The organism is Mycoplasma zalophi, from assembly GCF_018914005.1.
Lineage (GTDB): Bacteria > Bacillota_I > Bacilli_A > Mycoplasmatales > Metamycoplasmataceae > Metamycoplasma > Metamycoplasma zalophi_A.
The window spans coordinates 571,266-592,980 of sequence record NZ_JAHMHI010000001.1 but is presented as its reverse complement, the minus strand read 5'-3'; the positions used below and the strand labels follow the sequence as shown (position 1 = coordinate 592,980).

The window sequence follows — 21,715 nt, the reverse complement described above, 5'->3', positions numbered from 1 at the left end:
GTTTTAAAGCGTTAATTTTTCTTCTTGTTTTTTAAATTATTTATTATTTGTTCTGAAATGATATTTAATAAAAAGATTGTTAAGGTTGAACATCAGAAATAAACACTAGCAATATTAACTTGTAAAGATCTTTCATTTAGTGCATCCATCAAACCTCTACCCAAATACAAACTGTTTTGAGAAGTTGTAAAAACACTATATATTATTGCATTTCTAATTGCCATTTCAAAGTAAAAAATAGCTAAAGTAATAAAATCGTATTTTATTGTAGGAAGTATAAATTTAAAATATATTCGAAATTTAGAATTACCCATCAATTGCAAGTTTTTTATTTTTCATTCATCAATATTATCTACAACTTCTGATATTTGTTTTATAAAACCAGAAGCCTCATGAATACCCAAAACAAATACAATCAATGTTATTTTAGATGGAGTTGAACTAAGAGCGCTAAATAAATAAATTAAAACAACAGTAGGAATTAATCTATTAACACTATTTAATCCTCTAAATATTATAGTTGACTGAAATTTATTAGTAAACATAGAACAAAAAGGAATAATAAGAATGGATAAAATTATCGTTATAGTCATTGTAGATATAGCAAATATTATTATCTGTAAAATTTGTAATAAAGGATTGGTTTTTATATCTAAGCTACTTCAGTTAAATGCTTGTCAATCAGGACTTAATAAAGCCCTAAAAAATCTTGTAGATGATTTAGATAAAATGTATGATTTATCAGTAACGGAAATTACATAGATACTAAATATCCCTAAAATTAAAACAATAAATAATTTTATTCAAAAACGGATATTTATTGTTTTACTTAATTTGTTTATGTCTGTTGTTTTTAGTTTTCTTGTATTAATTTGAAATAAATATTTATTTAAAAACATATTTAATATTTCTAATAATATAATAAAAATTAATAAAACTAATAGTGGAATGGCTAATTGTTTAAATCTTGAAGTTGTTTGGCTTGCATAATTGACTAAAATACCTATTCCAGGTGCTCCTATGCTTGATAAAATAGAACCTCATCGCATGTTTGATTCAAATGAATAAATAAATAAGCTTATAAATCTATTAATTAATCTAGGTAGTATTTCTTTATAAAATGATTTAATTTTAGAATTACCTTGATTAATTGAAACATAAAATGGTCTTGTGTCAATAGATTCAAGAGCTTCAATGTAATACTTATGAAGTCATAATCAAGTAAATCAAATAAAAATTAACATCAAACTAAATTCAGCTCTATAAATAGAAGTAAATAATGTAATAAACAATAATTCAGGAATACAACGTAAAAATAAAATTATATTTCTTGAAAAAAATGACCAAATTTTATTAGTAAAATTTCTATTTGTCAAACTAGAAGTCAAAAGCGCTAAAAGAAAACCAATAAAAGTTCCTGAAATAGTATATTTAATAGTAAACCATAAAACACTTAAACTTCTTATAATTAAATTTTGTTCATAATCTAATGTGCTTATATTTGAAAATGAAAAAATGGCCAAAAATTTTTTTTTAAAAAGTTCAACTCCAAAATGATTTGTAGTTTTATAACTATATGTTGAAAATAAATAAATAATAAAAACCAAAACACAAATAGTTAATAAATGTTTTCAAAAGCTTCGTAATTTTTTTTGTGTTTTTTGTTCGCTAGATGACACTTGATAAAAGAAAATATTTTTTCAAATTTTTATTTTTGTACTGTTTGAAGTAGCTGTCATTGTTCAATATCTTTTGTTTCTTTATCTAGTGTTATTGTGTTGTTTTTAAATGCTATAACTCTATCAAAATATTTTTTTACTAAATTTAAATCGTGAATTATAACAATTATTGTTAATCCATATCTTTTATTTAAATCTTTTAAAATTTCTAATACCTCTAATGAAGTTTGAAAATCCAAACTACTGGTTGGCTCATCAGCTAAAATAAGTTCTGCTTTTTTTATTAAAAGTTTAGCAATTTCTACTCTTTGTTGTTGTCCACCACTTAATTCAGATACACGATAAAAAGATTTATCTAAAATATTTAAATTTGCTAATTGTTCAAAAATATTTATTTTTTGTTGTCTAGTTATGATAGAAAATAAACTATAAAATTTATTTTTATATTGTGAAATAGATCTAATAATATTGTTATAAACATTGTCAGTAAATATTAAATTCGGTTGTTGTGTTAAAAAACCAATTTTTTGAATTGTTTGTTTTCATTTTCTTTTATTTAATAAATAAATATCTTCATTATTTAAAAGAATTTGCCCTTTTGATGGTTTTAAATTTCGTACAATTGATTTAAAAACAGTGCTCTTACCCACTCCACTTTGACCAATAAAAGCAACCATTTCTCCTGCTTTTATTTCAAAATTTATATTAGATAAAATAGCATTTTCATTTTTTTTATATTTGATATCAACTTTTTTAAACTTTAAATTCATCATATTATTTATTCTTTGTATCTATTGTATTTGTATTATAAATATCAATATATTTTTTAAACGTATCGACATCACCGGCAACAAATTTATTAAATCCGGTGTAAATTCCTAATTGATTTTCTTCAATTGAAAGGCTTTGTAAAGCTTTCATAACTAATGAACTTTGTTTTTCTGAAAGCCCTTTTCTTCTAAAAACTCCATTATAAGGAGCAGGATCTGTCAGAGTTAAAACACGTATTTTTGCATTTGGATCAGTAGGTGTAAAATGATCTTCATTTTCAATAGATTCCGTTCAGTTTAAAACACCTTCATCATCAAAACCTATGTGAAATACATGACCTAGACTGTCTTTTTTACCTAATCTAATTGAAACTTGACTATTTTGCTCCACTTTTTTGTTATTTTTGTTTTCTTGATCTGTGAAATATTTATTTACTTCAATTGAGCTTAAATTAAAGTTTTTTGCAATTAAATTTGCTTGTAATCTATATCCACCTAAACTTGAGGTACCTTGGAAAATAATCCCATATTTTGAAAATTCTTCTCAATTTTTTGATTTTCAAGAATTTTCAATTGCTTTTAATTCATCATCTGTTCCTGAAATGTAAATTGCTCCACGATAAAATTGTGTAGTTTTATCTGTGTTATCATAAAATACTTTATATTTTGAGCCATCTCACTCTAATTGTTTTTTAATTTTTCATCAATCAGGATACTCTCCATTTTCTGAAAAATATATTTTATTATTTTCTTTTGCGGTTTTAATAAGTGGATCATTATCACTTCCATCTAAATATTTAGCATTATCATCGAGCGTTCATTTAAATGCTAATGTTTCAGTATTACCCACATAATTTGGATACTGGTCTAAATTATTTTTATCAATCTTATCTCCAAGTATTTTATATGGAATAATTGAAATATCATTATCTATTTGGTCGATTAATAAATTGTCCCTTGCATTATCATTTGAAACTTCAGCAGTTTTAAATATTACATCAGGATATTTTTTTAAATCATTATCAGCATTTTTTAATTCATTAAATTTATACTGTAATTTTTCTAAAAACACATCATTAGGTGATTTTTGAGTATTTTTTTCTGGAGAAAGAAAACCTTTATTTGCCCAGTTATATGTAATGGTTATCTCTGTATCTCAATTTTCATCTGTTTTTGTATTTTTAATTGTGTGGGGATTAGTTTTAGTATTAGTGCTAGTATTAGTGTTGGGATCAGCACAGGATATTGCAAAAGTACTGGTTCCTGCTAATAAAAAACCAGTTATAAATATTTTTCAAATTAATTTTTTGCTTATTTTTTTCAAAAAAATTCCTCCTTGTAACAGAGAGGAAAAGACTATATAATTAACTCGCTACGCATGAATTACCATGATCAGCTTTAAGAGTATATTCTCAGCCATTTTAGCACCTCTGTTAATTAAATTATACTTTATAATGGTATTAAAATGGCTAAATTTATTTACTATCAAAAATACATTTTTAAGAATTTCATTTAAAAGATGACAGTAAAGATGTTCAATTTTTGTTATAAATAATGTTGTTTTCTTGACACATTTTTTTAACAACTCTATCTCAAAATGCTAAATCAGTTTGCATTAACATTCCATCATTAGGTGATGTTTGATTATTACAAACAATTAAATAATGTAAAAATAAATGTTCTTCATTTGAACAAACTACACTTAATCCCTGAGCATATTCTTTTTTCATAGATGCTAATATTGCTCCTGAAATTCACATTTCGTCAATATGATGTCTTTGATATTTTCACATTTTGCTAGTTACTTTGTAATTTTTGATTTTAATAAAATCAGAAATTTTTAATTTTTCAAATGGAGTAGGTATTTGGTTATACTTAATACATAATTTTTTAATAAATTCTACATATTTATCTACAAAATAATCTTTTGGTATTTTTTCCATATTATTTAAACATTTTTAAAGCAAAATCATAAATTTCTTGTGAATTATCATAAAAAGTTGCATGTCCTGCATTTTTTATTATTTTAAAATTTTTATTCATTTGTTTAGCGACTAATTGAATTTCTTCAGGATATGTATATTGATCAAATTCACCAACACATAATTGATATTTATCAGTTGCTTTGTATCAATCATAGTAATTTTCATATATATATTCAATATTTAACATTTGTTGATCAACTAAGTAATGAAATTTTTTAAATCTTAAATTTTTATTATTAACTATCATATTTGCATACATTTCAGCTTCTTTTCGAAATGCTTCTGGTGTTGCTGTTAATTTTAAATATGATTCAATAGCATTTTCTTTAGAAATAGGAATTAAATATTTTTTTCCAAATTCTAATTTTTGTTTGTGTATTAAATAATGTGCAGCTCCTACTAATGTTGCATATTTAGCTTTGTTTTTTCTTAAAAGATACAACGCACTTAATGATCCAAGTGAATGACCTATAACATAAACTTCACGACCTTTTAAAACAATATCAACAAATTCCTCAGCAACTTCAAAATAATGTTCCAAAGTAATTGGTCTAATATTTCAAGAACTTTTACCACAACCAGGCATATCAATAGCAACAATCGAGAATGGTTTGTTTTGCATGTTAATAATTGGTCTAATAGTGTTTAAACTATCTCCAAATCCATGCAAAAACAATAATATTGGTTTTTTTGAAGTTTCAAAATCATCTTCTAAAAAAGTATTTATATCTTCATTTGCAATTTTATATATTTTATTCATACATATTACCTACCTTTTTAATATAGTATATTTTATTATTTTTGAAATTTATAAATATAAAAATATTTTTTTAATTTTTTATTATCAGTTAAGTTTTTTATAAAAAAAGAAATTTCAAAAAAACTTGATTAAAAATAAAAAAATGGTATTTTATTTATGATAAAAAGTCATTACTAAAGTTGTTTAGGTTTGATAAAAAATGAAAGGTAAGAGATAAAAAAATGGTTTATTGTTCTTAGTTTTTTTACATTTTTTTATACAGAAAATTGAAGAAAAAAAACATTATATTTTTTTAGGTAAATGATCTTTTTTGTTGTTAAAATAAAAAGCACGAGGTAAAAAATGAAAAACAAATATTATTTTAATTCTAACAATCCATTAGGTTACGTAAAGGAAAATTTACAAGGTTCATTACGTGCTATTAATTGAAATGTTATAAACGATGATAAAGATTTAGAAGTATGAACTAGAGTTACGCAAAACTTTTGATTACCTGAAAAAATTCCTGTATCTAATGATTTAAAATCATGAAATGAAATGGATAAAAGTTGACAACAACTTCTTACAAGAACATTTACAGGTCTTACTTTATTAGACACTATTCAAGCGACGTTAGGAGATACTGCACAAATTCCTAATGCACTAACAGATCATGAACAATTTATTTATGCAAACTTTGCATTTATGGTTGGAGTGCATGCTAGAAGCTATGGTACAATTTTTAGTACTTTAAATACATCAGAAGAAATTGAAGAAGCTCATGAATGAGTTATAAATAATGAAAAACTGCAAGCAAGAGCAAAATTTTTAATTCCTTTTTATATTTCAGATGATCCACTAAAATCAAAAATAGCAGCAGCACTTATGCCAGGGTTTTTACTATATGGAGGATTCTACTTACCATTTTATTTATCAGCAAGAGGTAAGTTACCAAACACAAGTGATATTATTAGATTAATTTTAAGAGATAAAGTATTGCATAACTATTATTCAGGTTACAAATACCGTAAAAAAGTTGAAAAACTTTCTCCAGAAAAACAACAAGAATATAAGGAGTTTGTATTTGATATATTATATAAATTAATTGATTTAGAAAAAGAATTTTTAACTGAACTTTATGACGGATTTGGACTAGCGGAAGATGCAATTCGTTTTAGTTTATATAATGCAGGAAAATTTTTACAAAATTGTGGATATGATTCACCATTTACAGCTGAAGAAACAAAAATATCACCAGAAGTTTTTGCGCAACTTTCAGCAAGAGCAGATGAAAATCATGACTTCTTTTCAGGTAACGGTAGTTCATATATTATGGGAGTTACTGAGGAAACAGAAGATGAAGATTGAGAGTTTTAATTATGGATATTAAAGATAATTTACACGCAGAAATGCCAAAAGCATCAGGAGAAATTCACGTAGTTTATTTCTCATCTAGAACAGAAAATACAAAACATTTTGTTTCAAAACTTGAAGTTGCAAACACAAGAATTCCACAAGACGATCCTGAAACTTGTTTAGTAAATCAACAATATGTTTTAGTTTCACCAACATTTTCAGGTGGATTAGGAGAAACTAAAGGAGCTGTTCCTAAACAAATAATTAAATTTTTAAACATAGAAAGCAATAGAAAAAATTGTGTTGCTGTAATTGGTACTGGAAATACTAATTTTGGTGATACTTATGGTTTAGCGGGTTATGTTTTAAGTAACAAATTAAATGTTCCTCTTTTAACCACAATTGAACTAAGAGGATCAATAGCAGAGGTAGAAAAAGTAAGAAAAATATTAAAAGAAATTTGAAATAAATAGAAAGAGAAAATATGTCGTCAAACACAAAAGAATTTAAAGATGCAGATTTGTATCTTGCTTTTAATGCACTAACAAAATTTTCAAAAGGTAAAGATGTTTATGAAAATGACCAAAAAGCCATTGAAATTTATATGCAAAAGACAATTAGACCAGCAATGAAAAAATTTGATAATATTCATGCTAGAATGGACTATTTAGTTAAAAATCATTATTATGAAGAAGAAGTTGTTAATAATGTAAATAAAAAACAATTAGAAGAACTATATGAAGTTATCAAAGAATATAACCACCATTTTCGTTCATTTATGGGAGCTGTAAAGTTTTATAATTCATATTGTTTAAAAAGTTTTGATGGAAAAGAATTCCTTGAAACCTACAGTGAAAGAGCATTAATGAATGCATTATTTTTAGGAAATGGAAATTTTGAAGATACCAAAAATATATTAAAAGAAATTTTAAGTGGTAGATTACAACCTGCTACTCCAACTTTTTTAAATGCAGGTAAAAAGCAAAGAGGAGAATATGTAAGTTGTTATTTAATTAGAATTGAAGACAACATGGAATCTATTGCAAGAGCAGTATCTACAAGTTTACAATTATCAAAAAGAGGTGGTGGGGTTAGTTTATTATTAACAAATCTACGTGAATTTGGTGCTCCTATTAAAAATATTCAAGGTCAAGCAACAGGGGTAGTTCCTGTAATGAAAATACTTGAAGATAGTTTTAGTTATGCAAATCAATTAGGACAAAGACAAGGTGCTGGAGCAGTTTATCTACATGCACACCATCCAGATATCATGCAATTTTTAGATACAAAAAGAGAAAATGCTGATGAAAAAATCAGAATTAAATCACTTTCTTTAGGTGTTGTTGTTCCAGATATAACTTTTGAATTAGCAAAAGAAAATAAAGATATGGCTTTATTTAGTCCTTATGATGTTGAAAAAGTATATGGAAAACCTATGAGTGATATTTCTGTAACACAAGAATATTACAATATGTTAAATAATGATAAAATTACCAAAAAATTTATTTCAGCACGTAAATTTTTTCAAACAGTTGCTGAATTACACTTTGAAAGTGGTTATCCTTACATTCTTTTTGATGACACCGTAAATAGAAGAAATCCAAACCAAGGTAGAATAGTTATGTCTAATTTATGTTCTGAGATAGTTCAATCTTCTTCAGAAACAACATATAATGCAGATTTAAGTATTAATAAATTAGGTCAAGATATTTCATGTAACTTAGGTTCTTTAAATATAGACAAAATGATGGAAGCAGGAGCAAGATTTGAAGAATCAATTTATTATTCAATTAAAGCACTAGATCATGTTTCAAGATTTTCAAATTTAGATTCTGCTCCTTCAATAAAAAATGGTAATTCCAAAAATCATGCTTTAGGTTTAGGTGCTATGAACTTACATGGATTTTTAGCTTCCAATGGTATATATTATAATTCACCAGAAGCATTAGAATTTACTGATTTATTTTTCTACACAGTTGCTTATTACGCATTCAAAGCATCAAATAAACTAGCAAAAGAATACAACAAAACTTATGACAACTTTACTACATCAAAATATGCTAATGGATCATATTTTAAAAAATATACTGAAAACGATCCTCAAGAATACATGTTTAAAACTGAAAAAATTAAAAACATATTTGAATCAAGAAATATAAAAATACCCACACAACAAGATTGAATTGAATTAAGTAATGAAATACAAAAAACCGGTCTTGCTAATTCTCATTTAATGGCTATTGCACCAACAGGTTCAATTTCATATTTGAGTTCATGTACCCCTTCTTTACAACCAGTAGTTGCTCCGATTGAAATAAGAAAAGAAGGAAAATTAGGTAGAGTATATTCTTCTGCTTATAAATTAGATGAAAATAATTACAAATATTATGAACAAGGCGCTTATGAATTAGGACCTGATCCAATTATTGATATAGCCGCAAAAGCTCAAAAACATATTGATCAAGCAATTTCACTAACTTTATTTATGAATGATAAAGCAACAACCAGAGATTTAAACAAAGCTTACATTAGAGCATTTAAACAAGGTTGTTCAAGTATTTACTATGTTCGTATAAGACAAGAAGTTTTAGAGGGTTCAGAAAACATAGATTGAAATGAACAAACAGCAAGTCTTTTAGAGTGTGAAAGCTGTACGATTTAACAAAAAAATAAATAAAATCTAAAAAATCAAGAATTTAAAATAACTTGATTTTTTTAATCTTTAAGGTCAAAAGACAAAAAATAGATAAAAATCATTTATAATTTTATTATGCGAGGGTGCTTTTAAAAGCTGAGATTAAACCGTTTGAAGCAGATCATGGTAATTCATGCGTTATGGTTTTGAGAAGAGAAGTGCCTTAGGCACCTCTCTTTTTAATTGCTCTTGCTAAAAGGAACATTTATGAACAAAAAAACTAATAAATTCTTTTATCTATCTATGTTATCAACACCATTTTTGATAACTACATTTACTTTGGTATCTTGTGCAAAAGACAATCAAATACAAAATATAAATAAAGATCAAATAAATGAAGAAATAAATGAATGAAAAAAACAAGTAACTGATGATGAAACATTAAATATGATAATCAATCTAGAAACTAAATTAAAATCTAATTCACTCACTGAAAATGAATATAAAAATTTAAAAAATAATTTAATTTCTAAAATTAAAAGTAATTTAGATAAATTAGCTTTTTATAGTGAAAAAGATATTCAAAATATTGAAGACCCCGAAGAAAACAATGCAAATATCCTAACAAAAAACAAAGTAATAAAAACATTTTCAAAAGATTTAAAAGAAATTACTATACCTGAAGGAATAACTAAAATTTCAGATGGGGCTTTTGAAAATTATTTTAATTTAGAAACGATTCATTTACCTAATTCTTTATTGTACATAGGACAAAGGGCATTTAATAATAGTTCTATAAATAATTTATCTTTACCTGAAAATTTAAAAGTATTGGGTGGGTTTGCAAATACTAAAATAAATAAATTGATTTTACCTAATAACCTAAAAAAAATTTTACCTAACTCGTTTGATAACACAAAAGTAGCTGAACTTATTTTACCAAACGGTTTAATTGAATTAGGTGGGTTTGCGAATACAGGAATATCAAATATAAAACTTCCTGATAATTTGGAAATAATTCACAAAAATACATTAGATTTAACACCAATTCAAGAATTATCACTTAATAAAAATTTAAGAGTATTGGGTGGGTTTTCACACACAAATATATCAAGTATCACTTTTAATAATAATTTACAAGAAATTTCAGATGATGCTTTTGAAGAACCTAAATTTAAAATTTTAAACCTTCCTACAAGTCTTAAAAAAATAGGTGGGTTTAAAAATTCACAATTTGAATCTGTTTCTTTTCCTGAAGGAATAATTGAAATTTCAAAAGATGCTTTTGCATTTTCTAAAAATTTACGAAGTATTTCACTGCCTTCAACTTTAGAAAAATTAGGTGGGTTTCAAACAACTTTAATATCTAGTTTAAATTTACCAGCTAATTTGCAAGAAATTGCACCTAACTCATTTGATGCAACAAGAATTATTTCCATTTCTTTTCCAGATGGAATTAAAAAAATAGGTGGGTTTGCAAAATTAGATCTTACAGAAGTTACTTTACCAGATTCAATAACATATATCGCACCAAATACTTTTGATTTAAATACTGATATTCAAATTCAACCAGTTAATATAAATTTACCTTCTAAATTAAAATCATTAGGTGGGTTTGCAAACTGAAATATTTGAAACATAAACATACCATCTACGGTTACTGAAATTTTTGCAAATACTTTTGATGCAACTAATATTTCAAAAGTATCTTTACCTGAGAATTTAGAAAAATTAGGTGGGTTTGCAAATACAAAAATAAGTGAAATTAATTTACCTAAAAACTTAAAAGTTATTTATCGACATTCATTTGATGAAACTGATATTAAAGAGATAAATTTACCAGATTCGCTTGAAATATTAGGTGGGTTTGCAAATACAAAAATAACAAAGGTTAAAACTCCAGATAACTTAAAAGAAATAACTGAAAATGCATTTGATGCTACATCTGTTAAATATTTATGATTAAATTCTGGATTGACAAAACTAGGTGGGTTTGCAAATACTCCTCGGCTTGAAAATGTTATACTACCTGAAACTTTAGTGGTTATTGAACCAAATTCATTTGCTAATTCTGCTTTAAAAGAAATTAAATTGCCAGAGCATTTAGAAATATTAGGTGGGTTTTCTGGGGAAAAATCACAAATTTCTTCTATAAATTTACCATCAACACTAAAAGAAATTACATCTGATGCATTTAATTTTAATAAATTAATAACTGAAATTAATCTTCCTGAAGGACTAATAAAATTAGATGGATTTGGTTTTACTAATATTTCATCAATTAAAATACCATCAACAGTTACTAAAATAGGGGGATTTAATGTAACTCCAATAGAAGAACTAGTTTTACCTGAAGGCCTTGAATATTTTGCTGGTTTTACTGAAACACAAATTGAAACATTAGTATTACCTAAAAATGTAAGATATGCTGAAATTAGCAAAGACCATTGAGCATTACTTAAAAAAGTTGTTGTTTATAACAAACACTTAATAAATAATGAAAAATGATTAACTATGATGAAACAAGATAATCCAACAATTTATATCGAAGATAAAACAAAGGAATAAATATGAAAAAATCTAAAAAAATATTAACAATTACATCACTAGGATTATTACCAATTTCTGCTATCCCTGCAATTGCTGCTTCTTGTGAAAAACAAGATCCAGAAAATAATGATCAAGAAAATAACGCTTTAAATGAAAAAATTAATCAATTAGAAGAATTAAAAGGACTTTATACAAATGTACTTGACTTTTTATCTTTACAAATAATAGAAAGCGCTATTGAACAAGCAAAAACTTTTCGTGATGATACCGCAAAGCAAAAAGAAATAATGCAATTATTAGATGATGCAATTAAAAAAGCTGACATTGAATCAAAAACTAATAATGACCAACAAAAATTTGAAAAAATTAAAGCTAAATTAGGTGAAGAAAGCGCTCAATGACAAACAATAAAACCTAAATTAGAAAAGCAAATTAACTTAAATATTTTAGAACAAACAATATTTGCAGCACAAAGAAAAAAAGGCCCTTACTCAAATGACGTTGATGATGTTGCATTTAATTTAATTGCGCAGGCTATATCAGATGCTGAAGCAAGTTTTCATGATTCAGAAGCTACAACTGAAACAATTAAAGCAGCCGTTAATCAATTAAACCTAAAAATTAAAGAAGCTGATGATTATTTCAATTTATCAGTTGCTCAAAAACAACAAATTCTTGAAGATAAATTCAATTCTACACTTAATGAAGCTAAAGAATTAAAAGAAACTTTTGAAAAAGATGATGCAAAAGAATTAATGACTGAAAAAATTCAGGAAGCTGAAAACATTAACAAAATAGATAGCCAATTTTATAGAAAAATAAAAAATATGATTTCTGAACTTAAAGAAACAGAACACAAAGCTAAAAGATTAGAATCATTAACTGATCAAGAATTGTTTGAAACTTACTTGTTAAAAGAATTTAAGATTTTAAGTAATCTTGAACAACAATTTGGAAATGATCCTGCTTTCTTAGAAATTCAAGAAAAAATTAAAAAATCTTTCAAAGAAGCAAGAGAAGATACAAGTAATCAATATAAAGAAAAAGAGCGAAACTTAAAACGTAAAGTAAATGAAATTATAGAAAGTGCAACAGCAATTTCTATAACCCCTGAAATTGCAAATAATTTATACAATCAAGAAACTCACCAAGTACAAATACCTTCAAAAGTTCTTTATATTCAAGCAAATTCATTTAGTAATTTTGAAAACCTTGAAAATGTGCAATTTAATGATAAATTAGTATCGATAGGTGCTCATGCTTTTGACAATACAAATTTACAAAACATTACTTTTCCTAACACATTAGAAACATTAAGTGGTTTTGAAAATACTCAAGTGACACAAGTAACTATACCCGCTAATGTAACAGAAATAAATTTTGCTTTTGATAATGCATCTAATTTAACAACATTAAATTTAAATGACAAATTAGTTGAATTAAAAGGATTTAATAATACTAAAATAGCAGAATTATCTTTACCTGAAACATTAGAGGTATTTACAGGATTTAGAAATACTAAAGTAGCAACTTTAACATTAGGCTCAAAAATAAAAACTTTTATTACATCATTACAAGAATTAACAGAATTAACTTTTGCAGCTGATACAAACTTTGACTTAGTAACAACTAATCAAAGTGCTACAAGTGGAATTTTAATTTCAAAAAATATTTTCCCAAAACTTCAAAAAATCTATGTTCATAGCGAAGAAGATAAAAATAAATTAATGAAAGTTTTAGGATCAGATATTGAAATTAGTGATGATAGTGAATTAGAAAATCAAAAAGAAGCAAATAATAAAAAAATTGAAGAGAGAAAAACACAATTTTATACTTATTTAGATTTCTTACAAAAAATTGCACGTGCAGCTACAAAAGATTTAACTAAATTAACAGAAGATCAAAAAACAAAATTAAAAGATTTTGTTTCAAATACTAACGAAGAAAAATTAGCAGAAGATGTTGAATGAATAATAAATAGATACGCATATAACTTAAAAGCAACAATAAAAACACTAAATGAAAATGTTGCTAAACAAAAAGAATTATTAAATATTGTTGGATATGTTATAACCCAAGAAAAACTAAATAATGATGAAAATATTGAAGATCAAAATGTAAAAGCAAAATTCATTGAAACTGAAAATAATTTTAATAATTCAAAAAATGAATATGATAATTTAGAAGATAAGAATAAAGAAATAGAAGATAAAATGGCAAAATATCGTCTAATTGTTCGACAATCTGAATACTACATACAATATTTACAAGATATATACAAAAATCACTTTTTAGACTATAATTCTTTATCTGAAGAAAATCAGAAAATTGTAAAAGAAATCTTAGAAATTAATGATAATATGCCAATAGAAGAAAAAAATAATTTAATTTCTGGATTCCCATATAAAAATAACTATGCAAGTAGAAATACATTTAAAATGACTGAAAACATGATTCAAAACTACATAAAATTAATTAGTACATTTGGATATGATTTATCATTTGAAAATGTTCAAAAAGATGAAAAACTTGATGGTGAAACAAGAAGTGATTATTTACTTGAAAAAACAAACTATGAAAAAGCTAAGGGAAATGAATGAGAAAATATAATACAAATAAAAAATTCATAAAAAACTTAATAGTCATTTCTTCTTTATCAATTTCTTCAGTCACAGCAATCTCAGCAGCTGTTTCTTGTTCTATACCCACAATTTTTAGAATAACTAATTCAAGCCCAAATAATTTAGATTTAATAAAATCATATGCATTTGAAAATATTTCTAACGAATTCAATATAGAAAATAACAATTTAAATCTTTTTAAAGAAAAAAATACGCAAGAAATTTATGTAAATATTAACGAATTTATAACAAAATTAAAAGGCTTATTTTTAGAAAATGTTTTTAGATATTCAGGGCAATCAGAATTAGGACATAAATTTACTGTCTTTGGAAGGGAAATTATATTTGATGATAAAAATCACAAAATATTATTTGAATCAACTGATGTATTTGTGTTTTTAAAAAGTTCTTCAACTAAAAATTATTCAAATAAAATAAAATACTTAGAAGATTCAGTTAAAAGTTTAAATAATGATGAGTATGCTGAACTAGATCTAAAAAAATACAACTTTAGTGTGTTAGAAAAAAATCAAAATATTTTTCTTCCTTTATCAGTATTTAACTTATTATTTTTAAGTCAAAGTTATTACAACATTTATTTTAATGGTGATAAATTAATAGGAATTACTTCAATAATTAATAAAGATATTGATGCATCTGAATACAATAAAGTTATGAATAATTCTTACAATAATACTCAACAAACACAGCAACAAAGACTAAATAACTATAATTTCTTATTATTTTTATTTGATAATTTTTATGGTTTAGAAAAAGCATTTTTAAAAAAACATAATGTAAATTCTTTAGACGAGTTTTTTATAAAAGTAAATTTAAAAGAAAAATTAATGTCACCTGATGCTACAGTTAACGCTAATGCATATGAAGAATTTATTTATAAATATTTAAATGAATTGCATACTTCAATTCAATCAGGCTCATATTTTCACCCTAAAAACTATCGTGCAAATCCTTATGCATCTGCTGATAGTTCAAGATTACAAAGTTATATAGAAACATATAGAATTCTATCAAGAATAAGAAGTGCAAAAAACATGCAAAATGATTTAAATAATGGTGACGCTAACATCGTATCCTTCCACAACGACATTGCAATCATTTATTTAAATTCTTTTACTGTTGGAACAAATGAAGAAATAAACGGTGACCAGCCTTATAAATATGATAGTTACTTTTTAATGTTTGAAGCAATGAAAAGAATTCAAGAGCACTCAAAAACACAATCAATCAATAAAATTATTTTAGACTTATCATTAAATGGTGGTGGTTCAATTGCTGCAATGGAAAAAGTTGTTGCTTTTATGACAAATAAAGATCAAAAAATTTATTACTATGATATTTTAAATAAATTACTTAACTTCAGTAAATATCGTGTTGATATCAATAATGATGCTGCATATGATGCAAGAGATGGATACACAGATTATAATTGATATATTTTAGTGGGTAAAAACACATTTAGTGCTGCAAACCTACTTACTCATATTGCTAAATTAGGAAATTTTGCAACAATAATAGGAAATACAAGTGGTGGTGGAATGTATTCTGTTCTACCTGTTGTACTACCTGATGGAACCAGTTTGGATATGTCTTCAAATAATGCTTGAGTTGGTGTTCCGGATGAAATAATAACAAATGAAAATGATTTACCTTACACTGAAGATGGTATTGAAGTAGATTTAGAAATTCCATATTTTGCATATTATGAATATGATATCATTGAAGCATATTTAAAAGATCCTGTATTAGGAGAAAAAAAATATAACCAATACTTAGCAAGCATAAAACAAAAAGCTTGAGATAAAGTATATAATGATATTCAAAAATATTTACCGCACATAAAAGACAAACGCAAGAAAAGAGAATATACAAATAAATTACAAGAATATGCAATTCATGAAAACGATTCTCTTGAAAAACAACAAGAAAAAATAGAACAAATGGAATCTCTATTTAGATTAGTTGAATTTCAATATGAACATGAAATAAAGCAAGGAAATTAATATAAAAAAACTCTCATGAAAGAGAGCTTTTTTCTTTTATATTAAATCTTCAGCTTTTAAGAAATCAACTATTAGTTTTTCCATTCCGTTGGTATCAATTCCAACGCCTTGTTCATTGAAGTATTTAACAACTGCTTTATATAATATTGGATAATCTAAAAATACAATATTTAAAGCTATTTTATCTTTTTGTTCATTGGTACTTCATGGTGTATTTTCTAATGTTGAAACATATTGAGTTTCTTTTTGAGTTTCTGATGATTCTTTTTTAACCATTCTTGGTGCAATTTTTATAATGTATTTACCTTCAATATGTTTTGAATTTGGGTTATAAAAATCTACAAATTTAGGTAAATCAAATGGATCAAATTGTCTTGCTTCTGTTTGATTTTTGTTTCTTAGTTCAGTGCTAAAAACGTATTTTGCTTTATTTCCTAATTCAGGTACTGAAAGTTCTACTGTTAATCTAATGTTATTTCCATCACTAGTTGATTCAATACGTGTTAATTTAAAGTTAAATGTTGTATTATCAATAGTTCTTGTAAATGTTTTAGTATCAGCATTGTAAGTAAATTCAGCAACATTAAAATCTTCAACTTCAAATGATGTTTTTTGTTTTGATTCTTCTTTTAGAGAAATTACGGGTTTTGCTTTTAATTTATCTAAAACACTTGCATTAAATGTCAATTGTTTAACTGAATAAATTCCGTTATTAAAAGGATTTACAAAACCTTCAACTGTGTAATCTTTAGTTTCTAAACTGTAATTATCGTAGTTCATATCACCAGTTGATGATCCTGTATATTTATGAACACCATTATATCCACGCAATTTAGATAAATCGATGTTATCTGAACCATTTACTAATAAAGTTTGATCATCTATAACTTTATATTTTAAATTATTGTTTTGAATTAATGCATTGTATGTATCTACATTATTTATTAACGCATGACCTTGTAGAAGCTGAACGTTTTCAGTTCTTTCAAAACTTCATGATTCTGCTAATTTATTATCTAAAAGGTATTTAATTAGATATACATCTTTTGAAGTTTTATCAAGAGAATTAAATCTTCTTTTGTTTTCGTCTGTAAATTTAGAAATATCTACTTTTAAAAGTGATTTATCATTGTTTTTTTCATCTCTTGTAATAGATAAAACTTCTTGTCTATTTTGCAGTAAATAATTGTATACTACAATCATTTTTTCAATTTCTAAACGAATACTTTGTGAAAGTTTAGTTGAATTATTGAATAAAAAGTCCATTTGTTCATCAGTTGGCATTTCTCAACCCACGGGAGTGAAATTAGTTACATCAACATTATTATTTAATAAATTTTGACGTAATGTTACAAAAAATTGACCATTTACATCTAATTGTTTTCTAGCAAAAACAGTAAAGAATTTTTTAAAATCTTTATAAAATTGTGAGTTTTTATTTTCATATAAAGTTTTTATAGTATCTTCTGTTTTTGTTGTTATTTCTGATGAATAAATATTTGAAATTAAATTATCTGCAACACTTTGTAAAATAAGTGTTTTAGTTTGTTGACTAGTTAAAACTGTTTCTTGTTTTCCACGTTCATTTAAATCTAAAGGATCTGATGGTGCACAAGAAATTGCGGCGATTGCTGTTGATGGAGCTAATACAGAAACGCTTAATAAACTTAATAATAATGATTTTTTCATTATTTATTACCTCCATTAATTTGTTTTTCAAATATTGGATAAATAAATTTAATAAATTCTTTATCGCCATGATTTTTAACTATTCATTTTCCATTTTTAAATACATAATCAGCACTTAAATTTTTATCTATTAATGAATCTATATATTCTTTTATTTCTGTACTTTTTCCATTTAGAATTTGTAAATGTTGGAATTCTAAAAGAATTTTTGAGTATTTTTTAGCAACTTCCACATCATTATCACTGAAATTTTGTTCTTCATCAGTTGAATAATTTTTGTATTTTAAAGTTTTTAGATATTCTACAAAACTAGCATCTTCTAATACTTTTTTTGTAATAAAATCTGAAGTTAGTAAGTCTTTAAACATATTATCAATATTAAATGGTGGTTTTAAAGCAGTAGTTGAAACGTCATTTGCTTTTCTTGATAAATCGCTTAGAATTAATTTTCTTGCAGTTTCTTCTGAATTAACTGTAGATAAAGTAAGTAAATTTAATCCTGTACTATTTAAAATAGCGTAATTTTCATTAATTTTATAAACTAAATTAGTTTTGTAATCTGAGTCGCTTTGTGCAAATAAGTCACGTAATAAATTACCCATTTTGCTATCAAAATCTGTCATTTCATTAATGTAATCTGCAATTTTTTTATTATTGTTAATCGCTAATTCTTTTTCTGATTCGCTTCATGAAGTAGCTTGTTTATTTATTATGCTACTGTATACTTGTTCATTATTAAATATTTTTTCAATAATTTTTGTTTTTAAGTCAGTAAAGAAATTATTTTTTTCATTAGGTGTATAAATTGAATCATTATTTATTATTGAAATATAAGGTAAATAAAACTCAGGTTTTTCACTTGAATAGATGTCCGATAATGATTTAAATCCTTCTGAACCGTATGTATTATCATTCGCTGATCCTAATACATTTAAAAGTAAACTATCATTAATTGCTTGTTTTGTTTCTTCATCAGTTAAATTTTCACCTTTAACAAAGTTTGAAATACCTTTAAAATTGTTTATTCTATTAATTGGTAAATCAATTTGCGAATCATCAGTTCCATTATTAAAATCTGTAAATGTTAATAATTTAATAAGTTCTTGTTTACTAAATGAAAATGGTAAATCAGCAGCTGTTTGATTTTGGGTCATTTTTAAGTTTAATTTTGAATAAATAATTGGTTGAGTTGCTAATCAGTCATTTATATAAATTCCTGCATCTTTTTTGTCATTTAAAAATGATTTTGTTAAAAATGCATAAACTTTAGTTTCCCCTGGATCTGTAGTGTTTAATTTATCTTTTGGGATATAAACGTTTTGATTATTTCCTGATGTATGAATAAAGTGTAAATCTTTTTCACCGTTTCCAAAGCGAATAACTTCACCTTTTTTAAATAAATCTACTCTTTCTTCTTTTTGTGTTTGTGAATTATAAAACATGTAATATACATCATGTTCAGCGGTTAAACCATTTTCTACTTCAGAAACAGTGAAATCACTGTTAATTTCTGTTTGGAAACGACCAAAAGCATTTCTTCTGATTTCTTGAGCAACTAAATGTTTAACAGCATCTGCTTTGTTTTTTGATGAACCATATTCAGGTTTTGCTAACTCAGTTTTAAATTCTGTTTCTCATTTTCCAAATCCAAATTGAGTTTGTAATCTTTGTTCTAAATCATCTAAAATTCTTGCTTTATTATTTTCAATTTCTTTAACAGATTGCAATTTGAAATATTTTTTCTTACTTGCTACTTTATTAGAGTTATAAATTGCTTCATATCATGCGCTAGCTTTGTATTCTTGTTCATATAAATATAGTGCAATTTCATCACTAACTTTTGAATATACATATTTTCCTTCATTTACTGAATCTACAGCTTGTTTTAAATCTGAATATTCAATTTGAGAAATGCTACCATCTTTATTTTTAAATTTAAATACTACTGAATTTTTATCTAAAACAGGGTAATCTTCTTTTGCTCTATTAGCGGCCACTACAAGTGGAATAGTAATCCCTGATACTAAAATCCCTGCAATTAAAAATCCTAATAAGTATTTAGGTCAACGTTTTTTTACTTCTAAAGTTTCTTCTTGTTTAGAAACTGGTTTCTTATTTTGCTGCGCTTTAGTTGAATTAAAACGAGCGATTTTTTTGACAAAATTATTGTTTCTTGCCATCTCAACTCCTTCGTTGTATTTTAATATATTAAAATATATTTAAAAAGTTTAATAATAAAATTATAACAAAATAAAAGAATTTCTATAAGTGATTGCTGCAAATAAATATTTAAAACAAATATTTTAAAAGCGGAACTATGAAAGTATAATATATGTTATGAATAAAATTAGAATGAATAAAGAAATTATTTTACAAAGTTTCTGCAAAATTTGTGAAGAAAATAATATTTGATACAGTTTAGACAATTATTCACTTTTATTTGCAATAACAGGTTTTAATTACACTGAAAATTTAGATTATCATGAAGTTATGATGACTTTTGAATCATATGAAAAATTAAAACAATTATTTCCAGATAGAGTAATGGATAACACAAAATCAACACAATATTTTGATAAACAAATTAAGTTTTTATATAAAGATAATTTAACATACACAGCAACACCATTTTTAAATATCAACTTAGTTATTCCTACAACTGTTTCAAAAGTAAAAAAATATCTAAATACAAGCAATAAAATAAAAGATTGAGTATATAAAAATAAAACATTTAAAGACACAAATATTTCCTCTATAAAATTTAAGAAAATAATCAGTAATTTATTGGCATTTAGCATTAAAAAGAACACTTATAAACAACTTGTAAATATTTTATATGATAATGATTATGAAGGATTTTTTGTATTATCAGCAAGAAGCAAAAACATTGTAAATAATTGAATTAATAACATAACTTACAGAACGACAAATTATTCATTAAAAGACGTAAAAGTACATGTTTTAGACGAATATAAGGAATATTTAACAAACGTATTTGGTGAATTAGCTGAAAAATATGAAAACATTAAAGTTCCACAAAATAATTTTCAGTATATAAATACGGTTGATTATATTAAAGTAGATAAAAATAAATAACAAAAATCCTTATTTATTAGGGATTTTTTATTTTAAATTATAATTAAAAGTAAAGGAGAAAAAATGAAAATAACTTTTAAAGGAAATGAAATGAACTTAATTGGTCAACAACTAAAAGTTGGAGATAAATTCCCAAATTTTAAAGCAGTTGATCTTAATTTAGCAGATTTTAATTCAGAAGATATTGCAGGAAAAAGAAGATTGATTTTTTCTATTCCTAGCATTGATACAGGGGTTTGCGAGCTTGAAACTACTAGGTTTATGCATGACTTTCAAGACAAACCTTTTCCTGTTGTTGTAATTAGTTATGATACACCATTTGCTTTTAGTCGTTGATGCGCTGCTAAAGAAAATACAAAAGTTACAACATTAAGTGAGTTTAAATACAATGATTTTTCTGCAAAAACAGGAACAAAAATTGCTGAACTTGGACTATTAACTCGAGCAGTTTTTGTAGTAAATGAAAATGACATTATTGAACACGTTGAATATGTAAATGAAGTTTCAAACGAACCAAACTATCAAGAAGTTTTAAAATTCTTTTAAAAAATATCAAGCAAAAAATGCTTGA

15 protein-coding genes and 1 riboswitch are annotated in these 21,715 nt (G+C 25.0%); of the genes, 8 read left to right on the top strand and 7 right to left on the bottom strand.

Translation table 4 applies throughout. The features are described 5' to 3' along the window. Positions 1-11: 11 nt before the first annotated feature. From KQ877_RS02370 to KQ877_RS02350, 5 genes are all read right to left on the bottom strand, one after another. Positions 12-1,739, bottom strand: coding sequence for an ABC transporter permease subunit (locus KQ877_RS02370; RefSeq protein ID WP_216535943.1), 1,728 nt, complete (start codon positions 1,737-1,739; stop codon positions 12-14). Continuing rightward, positions 1,709-2,452 carry a phosphonate ABC transporter ATP-binding protein gene (locus KQ877_RS02365; RefSeq protein WP_373422490.1) on the bottom strand — a complete coding sequence of 248 codons (744 nt, stop codon included), beginning with the start codon at positions 2,450-2,452 and terminating at the stop codon, positions 1,709-1,711. Before KQ877_RS02365 ends, KQ877_RS02370 begins: the two co-directional genes overlap by 31 nt. A 1-nt stretch (position 2,453) precedes the next feature. Beyond that, positions 2,454-3,773 (bottom strand): ABC transporter thiamine pyrophosphate-binding lipoprotein p37/Cypl, encoded by a 1,320-nt coding sequence (cypl, locus tag KQ877_RS02360; protein ID WP_216535942.1) that lies wholly within the window; start codon positions 3,771-3,773, stop codon positions 2,454-2,456. A 28-nt stretch (positions 3,774-3,801) separates the two neighbouring features. Then, positions 3,802-3,891, bottom strand: a riboswitch (TPP riboswitch). A gap of 57 nt (positions 3,892-3,948) precedes the next feature. Further along, entirely contained in the window at positions 3,949-4,392 is a 444-nt protein-coding gene (locus KQ877_RS02355) for a hypothetical protein (RefSeq protein WP_216488331.1), read from the bottom strand. Position 4,393: 1 nt separating this feature from the next. Then, positions 4,394-5,194, bottom strand: coding sequence for an alpha/beta fold hydrolase (locus KQ877_RS02350; protein ID WP_216488333.1), 801 nt, complete (start codon positions 5,192-5,194; stop codon positions 4,394-4,396). Between the two features lie 342 nt (positions 5,195-5,536). Between KQ877_RS02350 and nrdF the strand changes: the two genes are divergently transcribed. From nrdF to KQ877_RS04220, 6 genes are all read left to right on the top strand, one after another. Next, positions 5,537-6,550, top strand: a complete 1,014-nt coding sequence (nrdF, locus tag KQ877_RS02345) for a class 1b ribonucleoside-diphosphate reductase subunit beta (protein WP_216535941.1) — start codon at positions 5,537-5,539, stop codon at positions 6,548-6,550. A gap of 2 nt (positions 6,551-6,552) precedes the next feature. Next, positions 6,553-7,002: a class Ib ribonucleoside-diphosphate reductase assembly flavoprotein NrdI gene (gene nrdI, locus KQ877_RS02340; protein WP_216488337.1), complete on the top strand. Its 450-nt coding sequence runs from the start codon at positions 6,553-6,555 to the stop codon at positions 7,000-7,002. 11 nt (positions 7,003-7,013) lie between these two features. Beyond that, positions 7,014-9,191 (top strand): class 1b ribonucleoside-diphosphate reductase subunit alpha, encoded by a 2,178-nt coding sequence (nrdE, locus tag KQ877_RS02335; protein ID WP_216535940.1) that lies wholly within the window; start codon positions 7,014-7,016, stop codon positions 9,189-9,191. A gap of 240 nt (positions 9,192-9,431) precedes the next feature. Further along, complete coding sequence (locus tag KQ877_RS04230) at positions 9,432-11,732, top strand: leucine-rich repeat domain-containing protein (RefSeq protein ID WP_216535939.1); 2,301 nt, start codon at positions 9,432-9,434, stop codon at positions 11,730-11,732. 2 nt (positions 11,733-11,734) lie between these two features. Beyond that, positions 11,735-14,344: a leucine-rich repeat protein gene (locus KQ877_RS04225; RefSeq protein ID WP_216535938.1), complete on the top strand. Its 2,610-nt coding sequence runs from the start codon at positions 11,735-11,737 to the stop codon at positions 14,342-14,344. Beyond that, complete coding sequence (locus KQ877_RS04220; RefSeq protein WP_216535937.1) at positions 14,311-16,359, top strand: S41 family peptidase; 2,049 nt, start codon at positions 14,311-14,313, stop codon at positions 16,357-16,359. Before KQ877_RS04225 ends, KQ877_RS04220 begins: the two co-directional genes overlap by 34 nt. A 36-nt stretch (positions 16,360-16,395) precedes the next feature. Here KQ877_RS04220 and KQ877_RS02315 read toward each other — a convergent pair whose 3' ends face one another. Both KQ877_RS02315 and KQ877_RS02310 read right to left on the bottom strand, forming a co-directional pair. Beyond that, positions 16,396-18,048, bottom strand: coding sequence for a HinT-interacting membrane complex lipoprotein P60 (locus KQ877_RS02315; RefSeq protein ID WP_216535936.1), 1,653 nt, complete (start codon positions 18,046-18,048; stop codon positions 16,396-16,398). Beyond that, a complete protein-coding gene (locus tag KQ877_RS02310; RefSeq protein WP_216535935.1) occupies positions 18,048-20,228 on the bottom strand; it encodes a HinT-interacting membrane complex protein P80 in 2,181 nt (726 codons plus the stop codon). Before KQ877_RS02310 ends, KQ877_RS02315 begins: the two co-directional genes overlap by 1 nt. A 157-nt stretch (positions 20,229-20,385) precedes the next feature. Between KQ877_RS02310 and KQ877_RS02305 the strand changes: the two genes are divergently transcribed. Together KQ877_RS02305 and tpx are read left to right on the top strand one after the other, a co-directional pair. Further along, positions 20,386-21,144 carry a hypothetical protein gene (locus KQ877_RS02305; RefSeq protein ID WP_216535934.1) on the top strand — a complete coding sequence of 253 codons (759 nt, stop codon included), beginning with the start codon at positions 20,386-20,388 and terminating at the stop codon, positions 21,142-21,144. Positions 21,145-21,207: 63 nt separating this feature from the next. Then, positions 21,208-21,690: a thiol peroxidase gene (gene tpx, locus KQ877_RS02300; RefSeq protein ID WP_216488353.1), complete on the top strand. Its 483-nt coding sequence runs from the start codon at positions 21,208-21,210 to the stop codon at positions 21,688-21,690. The last annotated feature ends 25 nt before the right edge of the window (positions 21,691-21,715 follow it).